A 16701-nucleotide genomic window follows, 5' to 3' on the forward strand; every position below is an offset into this window, starting at 1 on the left:
AGCGGCCGATGAACGTATAGAGAACCGAAAGGAAATACCATGGCACACAAGAAGGGTGCGTCCGCGTCTCGTAACGGTCGCGATTCAGGGCCTCAATACCTCGGCGTAAAGAAGTTCGGCGGCGAGTCCGTCGTGGCCGGCAACATCATCGTCCGTCAGCGTGGCACCAAGTTCCACGCAGGCCGCAACGTCGGCGTTGGCAAGGATCACACCTTGTTCGCTCTGTCCGACGGCAACGTGAAGTTCGGCGTGCGTCGCGACCGCAAGGTGGTTGACGTCGTTACCGCTGAGTAGGCGTTAGCGAAAGTTTAAGCTCAGGCCGCATCTCTCCAAGCAGGGGGTGCGGCCTTTTGCATGCCTTAGACACGTTGTACCGGTGCGGGAGCTTAAGTGCAGTAGACTGCGCGCGCTTGTCTATCGTGATGTCGTGTCGGTCTGCCACTGCGTTTCTGTCGGCCACTGCCGTGCTTGCGTGCCTGCGTGACCTCAACGATGAGGCGGTGCCGATAACATCTGCAATGATTTGCGGGTTGGCGATGTGAAGGTGTATGGCTGTCTGCTGTAACAGTGTGACGTTGTTGTTACGACGTCACACTGACAACACGCAAGGTACCGCCGCTCTCCGAGGCTGTTCGGCATAGGCTCAACGGCCGCGATGGCACCCATGCCCATATCCGCGGACGCTTCGGCACAGGGTCAACGGATGCGGTGACGCCCGTGTCCGTGCCCATATCCGCGCCCGTGCCCATTTCGGTGGTTTACTGGACGATGATGCATCGTGGGTGTCCGCACAGCATGGACCGGTGCCGCCCCCAGCTGCATATGTCTGATCCGGCGCATCAGCATAGCCAAGACGAGAGCGCAGAAGAGGATGAACAGGGCGAGACCTGCGTAGAAATACTTCCCGCCGGTGGCTGGCAATGTGGTGGTTACCGGGAAATAGCTGAGCTTGCCGAGGTTTGAGGTTTTCTTAGCGCCATTAGCCTCTGTCCATTGCAGCGTCATGTTGACCGTGCCCGGCGCATGGGCCGGCGTGTTGACGGTCCAGTTGCCGTCCTGTGTCCTGCTGAACGCGGTGCCGGACTTGTCTCCAAAGGTGAGGAGAGCGGGCTGGGGTGCGGGCAGTGACATGGTGACGGGCGTTCCCGTGCCGGAGGTGCTCCCGGTGCCGAGCTGGCCGTCGCCGTTGGCTCCCCAGGTGTAGGTGTTGCCGTCAGATCCGATGGCGGCACTGTGATATTGTCCTGCGCTGAGTTGAGTGAAGGTGACGCCTGCCGGAGCCTTGACCAGTGCCGGTGCCGCCGCGTTGCCGGTACTGGTGCCGAGCTGCCCGTTGCCGTTGTTGCCCCATGCCCAGGCATTGCCGTTAGAGGCGAGTGCGAGCGTGTGGTAGTTCCCGGCCGCCACATGCGTGAACTTGATGCCTGCCGGAAGGTTCACGGTGCTGACGGCCACGGGTGTGTGGCGGTCGGTGGAGGTGGCGTCCCCAAGCTGGTAGTAGGCGTTGTGGCCCCAGGCATAGACGCGGCCGTTGGTGCCGATGGCGTCGGAGAAGTAATATCCGGCGCTGACTTGGGAGAATGTGATCCCTGCAGGCATCTGCACCTTGGTGGGCGCGTTGCGCTGGACGGTGTCTGCGGTGCCGAGCTCGCCCTTGTTGTTGTTTCCCCAAGCCCAAGCATTGCCTGCTGAGTCAAGGGCCAGGCAGTGGGTGCTTCCGGCGCTCAAATGGACAAAAGTCGCACCATCGGCAAGGCCGGAGGCGTCTACTCTGTCGGGTGTGTCGTGGCTGTCGGCATCGCTGGTGCCGGTGCCGAGCTGTCCGCTGCCGTTGTTGCCCCAAGCGTAGGTGTTGCCGTCGGAGCCTATGGCGATGGCGAAGTCTGACCCTGCACTGACCGAGGTGAACATGACGCCGTTGGGCGTGCATACTTGGGTCGGCGTGTTGTGGTTGGCGGTGTCTGCGGTGCCGAGTTGGCCGTGGTTGTTGTTGCCCCAGGCGTAGGTGTTGCCGTCGGAGCCTATGGCGATGGCGAAGTCTGACCCTGCGCTGACGGAGGTGAATGTGACTCCCGAAGGTGTCTGAACTTTGGCGGGTGTGGTGTGTTTGGCCTTGTCGCTGGTGCCGGTGCCTAGCTGGCCTTGGGCATTGTTGCCCCATGCATAGGTGTTGCCGTCGGACCCGAGTGCCAGTGAGAATCCTGCTCCTGCGCTGATGTGGGAGAACCTGACGCCGTTTGGTGGGGCGAGGGTTATCGGGGTGTCTCCGGTATTGGGGACACGTGCCGGAACGGTTCCGGTGACGGCCCAGTCGTGGCTCCAGTGGGCTTGCAGCGTTGTGTCGGCGCTCAGCGGTGCTGAGAAGTCGAATGGTGTGTTCGATCCGGTTTGGTACCAGCCGTCAAAGTGCTGGCCGGCTTTGGCAGGGGAGATAAAAGCGGTGGCTGCTGACGCGCCGTCTTGTATGGTGTGGCACCACAGGCCTGCTTTGCCGGAGCATGGCACGATTCCGGAGGGTAGGGCTGTAGGCATGGTCCCGCCCTTGGGATCGTAGGTGAGTTTGTGTGTGAGTTCATAGGTGAAGCTGAACGTGGCCGGTGGTTGGGCTGCGCCGCCGAGCTCCCATTCAACGTTCATCGGCACGGTGCCGGCTGTATGGGCCGGTGTGGTGAGAGTCCATGTGGTGTCGCTGGTGTTTGGCGTGGAGACGGAACCTGTGGCTCCTCCAAAGGTGACGCGCGTGGGGCGGGGTGTGGGCGTTGCTGCGGTGACGGGTGCGGAGCGGTTGGTGGTGGTGCCGTCGGCGAGTTGGCTGAATTGGTTGTCTCCCCAATCCCAGGTGTTGCCGTCTGATCCGATGGCGGCACTGTGGTATTGTCCCGAACTGATTTGCGTGAATTTGACGCCGTTGCTGTAGACCTGCACGGGCGTGGATCTGCTGGTGGTGGTGCCGTCGCCGAGCTGCCCGTAGGCGTTCCAGCCCCAGGCGTAGGTGTTGCCGTCGCTGCCGAGAGCCAGGGACTGCCACTGGCCTGCGCTGACGGCGGTGAAGCTGATTCCTGCTTGTATGTCTGTCAGCTTGGTGGGAGTGCTGCGATCGATGGTGTCTGCGGTGCCGAGCTGGTCGAAGTTGTTGGCACCCCATACCCAAGTGGTGCCGTCGGATCTGGTGGCAAGGGAGAAGCAGTTTCCTGCGCTGACGGAAGTGAAGGGGTCGCCGTCTGATGACGTGACGGGAATCGCCGTAGTGATACCTGTTGTGTCACCGTCGCCGATTTCGCCACGGCTGCCGTCACCCCAGGCGTAGATGTTGCCATCGCTGCCGATTGCCAGACTGTGGCTGGTTCCTGCGCTGATGGAGGTGAAGGTGACATCTTCGAGCTGGAAGAAGCCGATGATTTTCGAAGGTCGGGAATTTACGGTAACTCCTGTGTCGCCGTTGCTGAGTTGGCCATGGGTGTTATCGCCCCATGCCCAGATGTTGCCGTCTGCGCTGAGGGCGAGGGCGAAGTCGGAGCCTGCGCTGACGGTGGTGAAGGTGATGCCGTTGGGCGTTTGGACGTGAGTCGGTGCGTTGCGGTTGGTGGTGGTGTTGTCTCCGAGTTGGCCGTGGGCGTTGTCTCCCCAGGCATAGATGTTGCCGTCGGAGCTGAGGGCGAGGGCGAAGTCGGAGCCTGCGCTGACGGAGGTGAACGTGACGCCGTTTGGCGTGTGTACTTGGGTTGGTGTGTTGTGCTGGGCGGTGTCGCCTGTGCCGAGTTGGCCGTACGCGTTGTTGCCCCATGCCCAGATGTTGCCGTCTGAGCTGAGAGCTAGTGAGAATCCTGCTCCTGCGCTGATGTGGGAGAACTTGATGGCGGGTGGTGCAGTGAGCGTTATTCGTGTACCGCCGGTATCAGATCCGTGCGTGGGGTTTGGTTTGGCGGTGATCCAGTCGGGGCTCCAGTGGGCTTCGATGGTGGTGTTGGTGGTGAGTGGCTGGGAGAAGTCGAATGGGGCGTGCGATCCGGATGTGTACCAGCCGTCGAAGTGTTGGCCGCTTTTGGTGGGCAGTATGAAAGCGGTGGCTGCGCTGGTTCCTTTTTTCACGGCGTGACACAGTTGGCTAGTGTTGCCGGAGCATGGTGTGATTCCGTTGGGTAGTGAGGCGGGCGTGGTTCCGCCTTGGAGATCGTAAATAAGCATGTGATGGTCGTGGTAATAGGTGTAGTCGAGACTGATTGGTGTCTGGCTTACGTTCCGTAAGCTCCATGCGATGTTCACTGTCGCTGTTCCTGCCTGGTGCGGAGGCGTGGTGACGTACCAGGTCGTGTCGGTATTGCGGCTCAATGATGTGCCGGGAATCCCGTCAAAGCTGACACTGGTGAGCTGGGGTACTTCGAGCATTGGGAGGCTGTAGGGGAGGTCGCTGTTCGTGGTGTTTCCATTGCCAAGCTGATCTTGCTCATTGTTCCCCCAAGTACTGGCGTATCCGTAGGCGTCGAGATTAAGGCAATGGGAGCCTTTCAGGCTTATTTGTGTGTTTGAGTTACCAAGGTTGCGTACCGCGGTGGGGACGTAGCGGCTGGTGGTGTCTCCGGTGCCGAGTTCCCCGCTTTCGTTGTCTCCCCATGCGTAGACTTGTTTGTCAGTGCCGAGAGCCAGAGATGTGAAACTTCCTGCATTAATGTCGGCAAAACCCACACCCGCCGGCATTTGCGAGGTGTTGATGCGGGTGGGTGTGTAATGGTCGTTTCTATCTCCGGTGCCAATCTGTCCGAATCCGTTCATGCCTCCCCACCCGTAGGCGTTGCCGTAGGTATCGATGGCAAGCGAGTGGGTGAATCCTGCACTGATGTGTGTGAATCTGACGCCGATGTCAGCCACTGGAGTGGGTGTGTAGTGGTCGGTGGTGTCTCCGGTGCCGAGTTGTCCGTAGGTGTTCGAGCCCCAGGCATAGATGGTGCCGTCTGTGCTGAGGGCTAGCGAGTCGCCGGAGCAACTGGCGCTGATTGCGGTGAAGGTGGTTCCTGCGGGAAGTGCCTCAGTATTGATGCGTGTGGGTGTGTAGTGGTCGGTGGTGTCTCCGGTGCCGAGTTGTCCGTAGTTGTTCCAGCCCCAGGCGTAGATGTTGCCGTCGGTTCCGAGGGCTAGTGAGAATCCGTTCCCTGCGCTGATTTGCGTGTAGTGCATACCACCGGTTTGCACTTGAACGATTTTGTGCGGATCGCTGTTTCCTACTCCAAGTTGCCCGGTGTTGTTGGCTCCCCAGGCGTAGGTGTTGCCGTCGGTGCTGATTGCCAGAGAATGGCTTCCTCCTCCGCTGATTTGACTGAATTTGATGCCTGCAGGGAGAGAAGAGGTATCCAGTTTGGTGGGTGTGATGTTTGTGGCATCGGAATAGGGGTCTGCCTGATGTTTGCCGTTGTATCCCCAGGCATAGATGTTACCGTCTGATCCGATGGCAAGAGAATGCACGAATCCTGCGCTGATATGTGCGAATGTGACCTCTGGGACTGTGATATTCGCACTTGTACCGCCGGTATCCGGGCCATGGTCGGGGGAGATGGAGAACCCTTGTGAACTTGCTGAGCGGGTGAGATTGCTGTGTGCGGAAGTGTGTGCCGCAGCGGTTGTTTCGGTCTGCGCCTCGGCCCTGGCTGGCCGGGGAAGTGCTACGAGCAGTACCGTGCAGGCTATCGCCAATGCGGTTGCGGTAATCGTGGCGGTGATACGTTGGCGGTGGGTAGTACCCTCCACTGTATGCGTCCCGGGCGTTCTGCCGCCGGCGTTGTTGTAGTGGATGCTCATGCGCGGTCTCCTCATGGCGCCGTGCGCTACAGGCGTGGTGCCGGATGATCCAAGATGCTAAACTTATTAAACAATATTAGGTTAGATGTCTAGGCATTAAGAGGAGTTATGTGCAAGGACTCTGTGTTGTGCGTCTCATTTCTGTAGAAAGGGTATGTGACGGAATGTGAGGCGACTTCCGCGATTTCCCTGCGATGATGCGGCTATTGCGTATTGCAGGCGGGCGCCTTGCGTTGTGTGAACTGTGAATGATGCGACAATAGATGCTGATACGACGATAGATGTTTGCGGCCGGTAATATAGGAAGCCACTCGCCGGCAGAGTGCGAACCATGCACGCGTCTTATGCTTGCGGTGACACCGATTCGTGCTACGCCGTATAATGACGAGCATTACGGATGACTGGGTGCGTTTGCATAGACGAAGAGCGTTATTTCGCGGCGAGTGCCCATAGGACTACTTCGAGGGGATTATTGTCGTGGATTTTGTAGATAGGGTCACCGTCCATGTCAAGGGCGGCGATGGCGGCAACGGTTCCGCCGGTATCAAGCGTGAGAAATACAAGCCGCTTGCCGGCCCCAACGGCGGCAACGGCGGTGACGGCGGTTCGGTGATCTTCGAGGCCAGCGCCAACGCCAACAGCCTGCTGGACTACCGTTTCGTGCCTCATCGCACGGCAGACAGTGGCACCATGGGCTTGGGCGACACCAAGGACGGTTCAAAGGGCAAGGACGTCGTGTTGCCGGTTCCGCCGGGGACGGTGATTTTCGAAGCCAAAGGCCAGGTGGGCGAGAGCAAACACCCCGGGCGTCAGCTGGCCGATCTGCGCCATGAGGGCGACCGGTTCGTAGCTGCCCATGGTGGTATGGGCGGTTTGGGCAATGCCGCGTTGGCGAGCAAGACGCGCCGCGCACCCGGCTTCGCTTTGCTCGGCGAGCCCGGTCAGGAACGAGACGTGATTCTGGAACTCAAATCCATTGCCGACGTGGCGCTGGTGGGCTTCCCCTCGGCCGGCAAGTCGAGCCTGGTGGCTGCCATGAGTTCCGCCAAGCCGAAAATCGCCGACTATCCGTTCACCACTTTGGTGCCGAACCTCGGCGTGGTGAACCGTGACGAATACCGTTACACCATCGCCGACGTGCCCGGTCTGATTCCCGGTGCCTCAACCGGCAAGGGCTTGGGGTTGGAGTTCCTGCGCCACATCGAGCGCACCGAGGTCATCGCCCATGTCATCGACTGCGCCACGCTGGAGGCCGGCCGCGACCCGATGTCGGACTATCTGGCATTGGAGAAGGAGCTGTCGCTCTACGCGTCTCAGCTCAAGCTGCCGTTGGGTGTCATTCCCATCGCCGAGCGCCCGCGCATCGTCATTCTCAACAAGACCGATGTGCCTGAGGCCAAAGAGCTCGCACAGTTCGTCAAACCGGAGTTCGAGAAGCTCGGCCTGCCGGTGTTCATCATCTCCACGGTCAGCCATGAAGGCATGGATGAGTTGGGCTGGGCACTGGGCAAAATGGTGACCGAACTGCGCGAACGCTTGGCGCAAGAGCAGCAGGAGGACGATGAGCGTGTGCTGATCAAGCCGCTCGAAGAGCCTCGGCGCCGTCGCAGAAGGGACGATGAGCGTGGAGGTTCGGGAGACTTCCACGTGGAACGCGAGACGAACCGTGCCGGTGATGTATGGTTCCGCGTCACCGGGCGCAAGCCGGAACGCTGGGTGCGTCAGACCAACTTCGACAACGATGAGGCAGTCGGCTACTTGGCTGACCGCTTGGCCGGTCTGGGTGTGGAAGACGCGCTGCGTCACGCCGGTGCCCGTCCCGGGGACGAGGTTCGTATCGGAGAAGGTGACGACTACATGGCCTTCGACTGGGATCCGACCATCGCTGCAGGCGCGGAAATGCTGGACGGCACGCAGCTGGGTGCCCGCGGCAAGGACCTTCGCCTTGAAGACGGTGAAGACAGTCGTGCCCACCGGCGTACGAACACCGAACGCCGCCGTGAATATCACGAGATGATGGACGCCAAGACCGCGGTACGTTTGGCCATGCATCAGGAACGTGCCGCAGGGCATTGGGCAGACCCGCGCATAGACGACGATCGCCACGACGAGCAGGCCATTCTCGGCGGGCACGAAGCGGACCGCGACGAGTAACAGTAAAGCGTAAAGAAGGAACAGCGGTGAATGAGCGGGAGCAAGAGGTACGGCAAGCGGTGGCGCATGCCGAAACCGTGGTGGTCAAGGTAGGGTCCAGTTCGCTCACCTTGCCTTCCGGTCACCTTGACGTGGCTCGTCTTGAAGCCTTGGTGCAGGCGTTGGTGCAGGCGCGTGAACGCGGCACCCATGTGGTGCTGGTCTCCTCGGGCGCCATCGCCGCAGGTTTCGGGCCGCTCGGTTTCGATACTCGCCCGCAAGACGTGTCCACCAGTCAGGCGGCCGCCTCGGTGGGGCAGGGGCTGCTGATGGCGCATTACGAGCGAGCGTTCGCCAGTGCCGGCGTACGCGTCGGGCAGATTCTGCTCACCGCCAGCGATACCGCACAAGCTTCGCGGTACCGCAACCTGCAGCGCACGTTCGACCGTTTGCTCGGCCTGGGCGTGGTGCCTATCGTCAACGAGAACGATGCGCTCGCCAGCAATGAGATTCGCTTCGGGGACAACGATCGCCTCTCCTCTCTGGTGGCCAATCTGACGCGTGCTGACGCCTTGGTGCTGCTCACCGATGTGGACGGCCTGTACACGGCACCGCCTTCAAGCCCCGGCGCTGAGCGTATCGGATTTGTGGCGGACGCCGAGTCGGCCGGGCAGCGCGTCACCATTTCCGGCAGTACATCGGGACTGGGCACAGGTGGCATGGTTACCAAACTCGAAGCTGCCCGCGTAGCCTGTGCCTCCGGTATTGCTGTGGTGCTCACCAGTGCCGCCAACGCCGGCAGGGCGCTCGCCGGGGAGCGGGTCGGTACGGCCTTTGCGCCCACATCGCATCGGGACTCGTCCAAACGCTTGTGGATCGGCTATGCCTCGAGCCCGAGGGGGGCTCTTGTGGCAGACGCCGGTGCCGCGCAGGCGGTGCTTTCCGGAAAAGCGAGTCTGTTGTCTGCCGGAGTGCTGGAGGTTCACGGTGACTTCTCCTCTGGTGACATCGTGTGGATCGACGACGAACAGCGGCATCACTTAGCGAGGGGAGTTTGTGATTTCGACTCGGAGGAGGTTCCGCGCACGCTGGGACGCACCACTGCTCAACTCAGCAGGTTGCTGGGTGAAGGGTACGCTCACCCGCTCGTGCATCGGGACAATCTCGTGCTGGTGTAGACGGTGACGGCGGTTTAGACGGTCTAGACGGTTTAGACGGCGAACGTGGTGATTGCCGTGCTGCAATCACGTTGCGGGCATCGTGCGTGTTGTGTGCGGCGTGAGCCATGGTATGCGTGGATTGCTGGTTTGCCAGATTATCAGATTGCTGGTGATGCCACCGATTGGTGAGACCAAGATGGTCTGTGGAGCGGTCATGCCGTAGAATCGAATCCATGACTATGGCAGACTGGCAAGTATTAAGTGAACGCATCAACGAGGTGACGCCGAGCGCCACCCTCGCCGTGGACTCCAAAGCAAAAGCGATGAAAGCCGCAGGGGTTGACGTCATTGGCTTTGGTGCTGGTGAACCCAACTTTCCCACCCCCGAATATGTGGTGCAAGCTGCTGTGGCTGCGTGCCGGGATCCTAAAAATCATCGCTACACGCCTACCGCCGGGCTGCCTGAGCTGCGGGAGGCGATTGCGGCTAAAACGCTCAGAGACTCGGGATATGAGGTTGAAGCCAGTCAGGTGGTCGTGACCAACGGCGGCAAGCAGGCGGTATATGAAACCATGCAGGTGTTGCTTAATCCTGGAGATGAGGTCATCATTCCCGCCCCATATTGGACCTCTTATCCAGAAGCGGTGAAGTTGGCCGGAGCCAAGCCGGTTCCGGTGTTCGCTCCGGCAGAGCAAGGGTTTGAGCCGAGTGTGGAAGCTATCGAGGCTGCGCGTACCGGGCGCACCAAAGCCATCATCGTCAACTCTCCCAACAATCCTACCGGTGCGGTATGGAGCCAGGAGACGCTCGAAAACATTGCCCGGTGGGCTGTGGAGCACCACGTTTGGGTCATCTCCGACGAGATTTACGAACACCTGACGTATGGCACTGCCAGCAATGTCGCCATCGGAGCGGTATATCCGCCCGTGCGCGATCAGCTCATTGTGCTCAACGGCGTGGCAAAAACCTACGCTATGACCGGCTGGCGTGTGGGGTGGGCCATTGCGCCCGCGCCGGTCGCCCAAGCCTTCTCCAAACTCCAAGGTCATCTCACTTCCAACGTGGCGAACGTCTCCCAGCGTGCGGCGCTCGCGGCGGTATCGGGTTCACTCGACGCGGCACACGAGATGCGAGAGGCATTCGGTCGGCGTCGGCAGGCCATTGTTGCGGCGCTTCGTGACGTGCGTGGTGTTACCTGCCCGGAACCGATGGGCGCGTTCTACGCTTTCGCTGATATCACTCCTCTGCTGGGGGAGCCGGTGGGGCCGAACGGTTCCGTGGCAACTACCTCCGCGGAGTTTGCTGCTCTATTGCTCGACGAAGCCCATGTGGCGGCTGTGCCGGGCGAGGCGTTTGGTGCTCCCGGATTCCTGCGTTTCTCCTACGCTCTGGCTGACGATGACTTGGCTGAAGGTATGCGCCGTTTCAAGCAGTGGGTGGGCTGAGTGCTTTTCGGCACGCTGCATATGGATCAAGTGCAAGATGGGACTTGTGAGAGGTGACTCGCCGAGCGTGAGTGCGCTGGACGAAAGTGCCGGTCTGCGCTATAGTGGTGACTCGGCGATTTCCAGCAGTCCCCAGCTTCGGGTACGCTGGACTACGTTCACCTAGGGAAGTGGCGCAATTGGTAGCGCAACGGTCTCCAAAACCGTAGGTTGTGGGTTCGAGTCCCGCCTTCCCTGCCACGCAATGCGAAACCCAAGACGAAGGATGGAAATGGCTAAGGCAAAAAAACCGAACAATGGCAAGCCAAACATTTTCATGCGCATCGGCCTGTTCATCCGTCAGTGCATTGACGAGCTGCGCAAGGTGGTCACCCCCACCGGTAAGGAGCTCGCCGGATGGTCTGTGGCAGTGTCCGTTTTCGTGTTCATCCTTATGGTCGTGGTTTCGCTGATGGATCTCGGGCTCGGCAAGCTCACACTGTTTATTTTCGGCTGAGCTGCAGCGCCAGGTCGTTGACCGTGTAACGAAAAGGTGACGAATAGCATGAATGAAGAAGTCAATCTCGAGAACCTCGATGCTCTGCCGGATATTCCGATGAGCGAGGGTAGTTCCGCAGATGCAGAGGCCGAAGCTCGGGCCAGTGAAAGTGCCGACGAGGTGATGGCGCAGGCACTGAACATGGGCGGTGACAACGCTGATGACGGTGTCGATGCCGATTCGGCTGCGCTGTCTCAGTCAGGCGCGTCTGAGGAAGGCACAGAAGAATCCTCCGATGCAGGCAAAGGCGATGAACCGCAAGCGGAAGATGCCGATGCTGCCAAGCAGGAGACACCTGCGGGAACGGATGCCGGAGCCTTGGCCATTGAGGAGTTCTCCAAGAGCCTGCGCGGTCTCGAAGGCAAATGGTATGTGCTGCACACCTACTCCGGGTATGAGAAGCGTGTGAAGACCAACGTGGAGTCCCGTATTCAAAGCTACGGTCTGGAAGACAAGATTTTCCAGGTCGAGGTGCCGCTTGAGGAAGTGGAGAAACATACGGATAAGGGCAAGAAGGTCATCACGCGTGTGCGTGTGCCAGGCTATGTGCTCATCCGCATGTACCCCGACGACGATGCACGCCGCATTGTGCGTGAGACCGAGGGTGTGACCGGCTTTGTAGGCCCCAGCAAGGAGCCGGCGCCGCTGACCCGCAAGGAAGTCGTGGAGATGATGGCTCCGATGATTTCCTCCCAGGCGCTCAAGGAGGCTGGCGACAAGCCTGCCGCAGCCAAGAAGCGTACGCTTGAGGTCTCTTATGCTGTGGGCGACCAGGTCACGGTTACTGACGGTCCTTTCGCCACGATGGCGGCTGTGGTTTCGGGTGTGGAGCCCACCACGCAGAAGCTCACCGTGCTGGTTTCCATCTTCGGCCGAGACACGCCTGTGGAGCTGGGCTTCGATCAGGTCGAGAAGATTGCCTGATATCGACAGACGTTTATAGCAGCGGGCGCTTGCACTTCTTGTGCAGGCGCCCGTTTGCGTTGCTGAGTTACCCGTTATCTGTGTTGTTGCGTTGTTTGCACTGTCTGTGCTGTCTTGCGTTCTGTGCTGTGTGCGCATTTGTGCAACCGAGCCACGTGTGTTCGATGGCAAGCCATCTTGTGTGCTGCTCGCATACTACTGGCTTATGTTGCCCCATACTCGGGGCAGGCATCTCGGTGGAATTGCAGCGTGCCGGTGTGCGGATGATGGCGAAGTCACCGCTGACTATGCGTTAAGGGTGGTTTCGTCATCACGTACCGAAGTCGTTCTTGCTATAGTGCCGCCAGCTGCATGCTGAGTGCCGGCTCGCCGGAATGACCTAGGGCAGCCGCCGCTCCGGTTCGTGCACCGCTCCTCCTCACCGCTGCGCCTCTGCAGCTCCGCCTCGCAGCAGCGTTTGTGGGCACGAAATTGATATAATAGTGATGCAATTTACACACAATTGACACATCACAGAAAGAAATTCTCATGTCAGATGTAGCATTGCCATCCTTCGTTCACGACCTGCCCAAAGCTGAGCTTCATGTTCATATTGAGGGCACACTGGAGCCGGAGCTTAAGCTCGCACTGGCTCAGCGCAACGGTATTGAGCTTGAATACAACAGCGTGGAAGAAATTCGCGCCACTTACAACTTTGACGATTTGCCTTCATTCCTCGCGTCCTACTACTCCGGCATGAATGTGCTGCAGACCGAGCAGGATTTCTACGATCTCATGACGGCATACCTCACCCGCGCGCAGGCCAACGGCGTCAAGCACGCCGAGATTTTCTTCGACCCGCAAGCGCACACTAGCCGTGGTGTCGCCTTCAACACGGTGATTGACGGTTTGCTGCGTGCCATCGACGATTGCGATGCGGTGGACGCCCAGCTGGTCATGTGCTTCCTGCGCGATATGTCCAAGGAATCCGCGCGCCGCACGCTGGCTGAGGCTGAACCGTACCGTGACCGTATCTTGGGGCTGGGGCTTGACTCCGACGAGCATCATCATCCGCCGCTCAAATTCGCAACGCAGTTTGCAGACGGTGTGGCGCAGGGCTACCACATCACCATGCACTGCGACATCGATCAGGTGGATTCCATCGATCACATCAAGCAGGCGTTGGAAATCATCGAGGTGGAGCGCATCGATCACGGCACCAACATTGTGGAGAACCCGGATTTGGTTGCCTTTGCCAAGGCCAAAGGCACGGGCTTCACTAGCTGCCCGATTTCCAACAGCTTCATCTGCCCGCAGAACTGCAAGTCCAAGGAGATTCGCGAACTGCTTAACGAAGGTGTGAAGATCAGCATACATTCTGACGATCCTGCCTACTTCGGCGGCTACATTGCCGACAACTACCTGCTGCTGGGGCAGGAGCACGGCTTCAGTAAGGAGGAGTTGGCACAGTTGGCGCGCAACTCGTTCGAGACCTCGTGGATCAGCGAGGAACGTAAGGCTGAATATCTCAAGCAAATTGACGATTTCATGGCCGCAGCTGTGTAACTGCTCGTCCGTGTAGCTGCGTAGCTGTGGGCTGCAGACCGTGCAACCGCATAACCGTGGGCTGCGTGACCGCGTGGTTGTGTGACCGTGCAACTGCGTGACTGTGCAACTGCATGACCGTGGGTTGTGTGACCGTGCAACCGCATGACCGTGGGTTGTGTGACCGTGCAACCGCATGACCGTGGGCTGTGCGACCGCGTGGTTGTGTGACACTATATTTGTGTAACCGTGGCTATGTTGCTGCGCAACTGTGTTAGGACCAGCTCGATGTTGCACCAGACCTCGCCTAGCTGATAGGCGAGGTCTGTTCGTATGTGGTGCGTTTGCTGAGCTGGGTGAGTTAGGAGCAGAGTGCGCACCCAGCCCGTCGTTGAGTTGGAGTGAGCGTCGGTTCTGTTGCGCAGGGTGAGTGCCGTGCACCCAACCCGTCGCTGAGCCAGTGTGAGCGTCGGGTTTGTTGCGTTTGATGAGCGCTGCGCAACCGGACCGTCGCTGAAGGAATACTAGCGTCGGGTTTGTTGCGTTGGGTGCGGAGTGTGCAACTGAACCGACGTTGAGCTGGTGTGAGCGTCGCTTCTGTTGCGCAGGGTGAGTGCCGTGCACCCAACCCGTCGCTGAGGCGGTGTGGGTGACGGTTGTGTTGCGTGAGGCGAGCGATGTGCTACTAAACCGTCGCTTAACAAGTTCGAGTGTCGATTCGGGTACGCGAGGATACAGTGATGCAACGGAACCAACAGTTACTGCTCAAACCTGAACGTCGGTTGTGTTGCGTTTGGTGAGTGATGCGCACTCAAACCGACGTTGAATGAATACTAGCGTCGGTTGTGTTGCGTTTGGTGTGGGTGTGTGATGCGTATAGCATAGCGAGATCCAAGCGGATGGAGTACTAACGCAACAAAACCGTCGCCAGATGAAGTTGAGCGTCGGGTTTGTTGCGTGAGGCGAGTGATACGCACCTAAACCGTCGCTGAGCGGGGGTGAGTGACGGTTTTGTTGCGTTTGGTGTGGGTGTGTGATCGTATGGCATAGTGAGATCCAAGCGGATGGAGTACTAACGCAACAAAACCGTCGCCAGATGAAGTTGAGCGTCGGGTTTGTTGCGTTTGGTGCGGAGTGTGCAACCGAACCGTCGCTGAGTTGGTGTGAGCGTCGGGTTTGTTGCGTTGGGTGCGCGGTAGGGGCTGGTGTCTGGTGCGATGCGTGGTATTGTGGCCGGATTGTACCTGTTTTGTGGTTTGTTTCTGAAGATGGGTACGGTTTGGTCAAGTAAGGGTGTGATATTGACCGAAATGTACCCGTTTGATGTGTGATATCCGAATTGTGGACATGGCTTGTTTGTGAAGGTTGGGTTTGGAGACCGTATCGTACCTGCTGTGGTGGTTGTGGTGGTTTGTGGGTACGGTTTGGTCATGAAGGTGGGGGGGGTTGGTGGCCGTACCGTACCCGGTTTGGTGGTTTATTGCGGAAGATGGGTACGGTCTGGTCAGGTCAGGGCGCAATATTGATTGAAATGTACGCGTTTGATTGTGATATCCGGATTGTGGGTACGGTTTGGACATTGGACATTGGACGTTGGACGTTGGGCAGTGGCCGATGACCGAGGCACCAAGAGCAAGCGAAGCGGGCGGATGAATGCGTGCTTGAGACAAATGAAATAGACAAGACAAATACAGCAGACGAGGCAAATGAACATGCCCGAGGCAAGCGGAACAGATAGACCGTTGCAAGAGAGCCTGTCATTGGTGCTGAAGCGTAATGCTTGTCGGGCTTGAGAGGGACAATGGAAAGGCTTGCGCCTGGAGGGGAGACCCGCTAGCACAGCACAGCAATATCGATTGCGGGAGGAGACTTCCGGACACGGTGGTGCGCATGGTGAGTCGGCCAATAACCGGCTGAAACCAAGCGGAACGGCAGAGGTCGTAACGCGCGTGCTGCTGAATAGGGAAGCGACCGTTGGTACCGCACGAAAGAAAAGGAAGCATAGTATGGCTGCCAAGAATAAGAAGGTCACAGCTTTAATCAAGCTGCAGATTGAGGCCGGCAAGGCCAACCCGGCCCCGCCGCTCGGCCCGGCTCTGGGTTCGCACGGTGTGAACATCATGGACTTCTGCAAGGCGTACAACGACGCCACGAAGGACAAGATGGGCCAGGTTATTCCTGTTGAGATCACCGTCTTCGAAGATCGTTCCTTCACCTTCATCACCAAGACCCCTCCGGCCGTGGCGCTGCTCAAGCAGGCTGCCGGCATCAAGAAGGGTACCGACAATCCTCTGACCACCAAGGTCGGCTCCGTCACCAAGGCTCAGGTTCGCGAAATCGCCGAAACCAAGATGCCCGACCTGTCGGCGCGCGACATTGAAGCTGGCATGAAGATCATCGAGGGCACTGCGCGCTCGATGGGCATCACGGTGAACGAGTAAGGGAGAGAAACAGATGGCTAAGAAGCACTCAAAAGCGTATCGTGAAGCGGCCGAAAAGGTCGATTCGAGCAATCTGTACACCGCCGCCGAGGCGGTAGCGCTCCTCAAGAGCATGCCCAAGCGTGGTTTCGACGAGACCATCGAGGCTGTGTATCGTCTCAACGTGGATCCGCGCAAGGCTGATCAGTTGGTGCGTGGCGTAGTCAACCTGCCTAACGGCACTGGTAAGACCGCCAAGGTGCTCGTGTTCGCTCGCGGCCCCAAGGCTGCTGAAGCGACCGAGGCTGGCGCCGACATCGTGGGCGATGACGAGCTGGTGACGAAGGTTCAGGGCGGGTTCCTGGACTTCGACTCCGTGGTTGCCACCCCCGACATGATGGGCAAGGTCGGCCGTTTGGGCCGCGTGCTCGGCCCCCGTGGCCTCATGCCGAACCCCAAGACCGGCACCGTGACCATGGATGTGGCCAAGGCTGTTGCCGACATCAAGGGCGGCAAGATCGAGTTCCGCGTGGACAAGGACGGCAACTTGGCGTTCATCATCGGCAAGATGTCGTTCGATGATGCCAAGCTCACCGAGAATTTCCAGGCTGTTGCCGACGAAATCAAGCGCCTGAAGCCCTCCACGGTGAAGGGACGCTACATCCAGGGTGCCACCATCACCTCGACGATGGGCCCCGGCATTCCGCTCGACATCGCCACGCTGCTCTAAGCGAGGCTGATGCGGTAGGCGTCTGCTTGCAGGCGCT

The 16701-nt window shown here is 59.3% G+C and carries 11 protein-coding genes and 1 tRNA gene; 11 read left to right on the plus strand and 1 reads right to left on the minus strand.

What is annotated here, in order from left to right; translation table 11 throughout:
- The first annotated feature begins 39 nt into the window (after positions 1-39).
- A complete protein-coding gene (gene rpmA, locus AC3B5A_RS07455; RefSeq protein WP_489760310.1) occupies positions 40-294 on the plus strand; it encodes a 50S ribosomal protein L27 in 255 nt (84 codons plus the stop codon).
- 402 nt (positions 295-696) lie between these two features.
- Here the strand turns inward: rpmA and AC3B5A_RS07460 are convergent, their stop codons facing one another.
- Entirely contained in the window at positions 697-5790 is a 5094-nt protein-coding gene (locus tag AC3B5A_RS07460; protein ID WP_489800020.1) for an RCC1 domain-containing protein, read from the minus strand.
- A gap of 477 nt (positions 5791-6267) precedes the next feature.
- Between AC3B5A_RS07460 and obgE the strand changes: the two genes are divergently transcribed.
- From obgE to rplA, 10 genes are all read left to right on the plus strand, one after another.
- Positions 6268-7944: a GTPase ObgE gene (gene obgE / locus AC3B5A_RS07465; RefSeq protein WP_489760308.1), complete on the plus strand. Its 1677-nt coding sequence runs from the start codon at positions 6268-6270 to the stop codon at positions 7942-7944.
- Positions 7945-7970: 26 nt separating this feature from the next.
- Positions 7971-9101 carry a glutamate 5-kinase gene (proB, locus tag AC3B5A_RS07470; protein ID WP_489760307.1) on the plus strand — a complete coding sequence of 377 codons (1131 nt, stop codon included), beginning with the start codon at positions 7971-7973 and terminating at the stop codon, positions 9099-9101.
- A 221-nt stretch (positions 9102-9322) separates the two neighbouring features.
- The gene (locus AC3B5A_RS07475; protein ID WP_489760349.1) at positions 9323-10528 is read left to right on the plus strand and encodes a pyridoxal phosphate-dependent aminotransferase; all 1206 of its coding nucleotides are present in this window, start codon (positions 9323-9325) and stop codon (positions 10526-10528) included.
- A 37-nt stretch (positions 10529-10565) separates the two neighbouring features.
- Positions 10566-10694 carry a hypothetical protein gene (locus AC3B5A_RS07480; protein WP_489760306.1) on the plus strand — a complete coding sequence of 43 codons (129 nt, stop codon included), beginning with the start codon at positions 10566-10568 and terminating at the stop codon, positions 10692-10694.
- Positions 10693-10768: transfer RNA gene (locus AC3B5A_RS07485), tRNA-Trp, on the plus strand. Before AC3B5A_RS07480 ends, AC3B5A_RS07485 begins: the two co-directional genes overlap by 2 nt.
- 31 nt (positions 10769-10799) lie before the next feature.
- A complete protein-coding gene (secE, locus tag AC3B5A_RS07490; protein ID WP_489800021.1) occupies positions 10800-11024 on the plus strand; it encodes a preprotein translocase subunit SecE in 225 nt (74 codons plus the stop codon).
- A gap of 48 nt (positions 11025-11072) precedes the next feature.
- Entirely contained in the window at positions 11073-11990 is a 918-nt protein-coding gene (nusG, locus tag AC3B5A_RS07495; RefSeq protein WP_489760304.1) for a transcription termination/antitermination protein NusG, read from the plus strand.
- A gap of 528 nt (positions 11991-12518) precedes the next feature.
- Positions 12519-13535, plus strand: coding sequence for an adenosine deaminase (add, locus tag AC3B5A_RS07500; RefSeq protein ID WP_489760303.1), 1017 nt, complete (start codon positions 12519-12521; stop codon positions 13533-13535).
- 1985 nt (positions 13536-15520) lie between these two features.
- Positions 15521-15955, plus strand: a complete 435-nt coding sequence (gene rplK / locus AC3B5A_RS07505; RefSeq protein WP_489760302.1) for a 50S ribosomal protein L11 — start codon at positions 15521-15523, stop codon at positions 15953-15955.
- A gap of 13 nt (positions 15956-15968) precedes the next feature.
- Positions 15969-16664 carry a 50S ribosomal protein L1 gene (gene rplA, locus AC3B5A_RS07510; protein ID WP_489760301.1) on the plus strand — a complete coding sequence of 232 codons (696 nt, stop codon included), beginning with the start codon at positions 15969-15971 and terminating at the stop codon, positions 16662-16664.
- The last annotated feature ends 37 nt before the right edge of the window (positions 16665-16701 follow it).

This window comes from Bifidobacterium sp. ESL1133 (assembly GCF_058107325.1).

Excerpts from the sequence above, each read along its gene's own strand:
- AC3B5A_RS07480 (WP_489760306.1), top strand. The coding sequence starts at position 10,566 with ATGGGACTTGTGAGAGGTGACTCGCCGAGCGTGAGTGCGCTGGACGAA.
- AC3B5A_RS07460 (WP_489800020.1), bottom strand. The coding sequence starts at position 5,790 with ATGAGCATCCACTACAACAACGCCGGCGGCAGAACGCCCGGGACGCAT.
- rplK (WP_489760302.1), top strand. The coding sequence starts at position 15,521 with ATGGCTGCCAAGAATAAGAAGGTCACAGCTTTAATCAAGCTGCAGATT.
- nusG (WP_489760304.1), top strand. The coding sequence starts at position 11,073 with ATGAATGAAGAAGTCAATCTCGAGAACCTCGATGCTCTGCCGGATATT.
- AC3B5A_RS07475 (WP_489760349.1), top strand. The coding sequence starts at position 9,323 with ATGGCAGACTGGCAAGTATTAAGTGAACGCATCAACGAGGTGACGCCG.
- add (WP_489760303.1), top strand. The coding sequence starts at position 12,519 with ATGTCAGATGTAGCATTGCCATCCTTCGTTCACGACCTGCCCAAAGCT.
- secE (WP_489800021.1), top strand. The coding sequence starts at position 10,800 with ATGGCTAAGGCAAAAAAACCGAACAATGGCAAGCCAAACATTTTCATG.
- rplA (WP_489760301.1), top strand. The coding sequence starts at position 15,969 with ATGGCTAAGAAGCACTCAAAAGCGTATCGTGAAGCGGCCGAAAAGGTC.
- rpmA (WP_489760310.1), top strand. The coding sequence starts at position 40 with ATGGCACACAAGAAGGGTGCGTCCGCGTCTCGTAACGGTCGCGATTCA.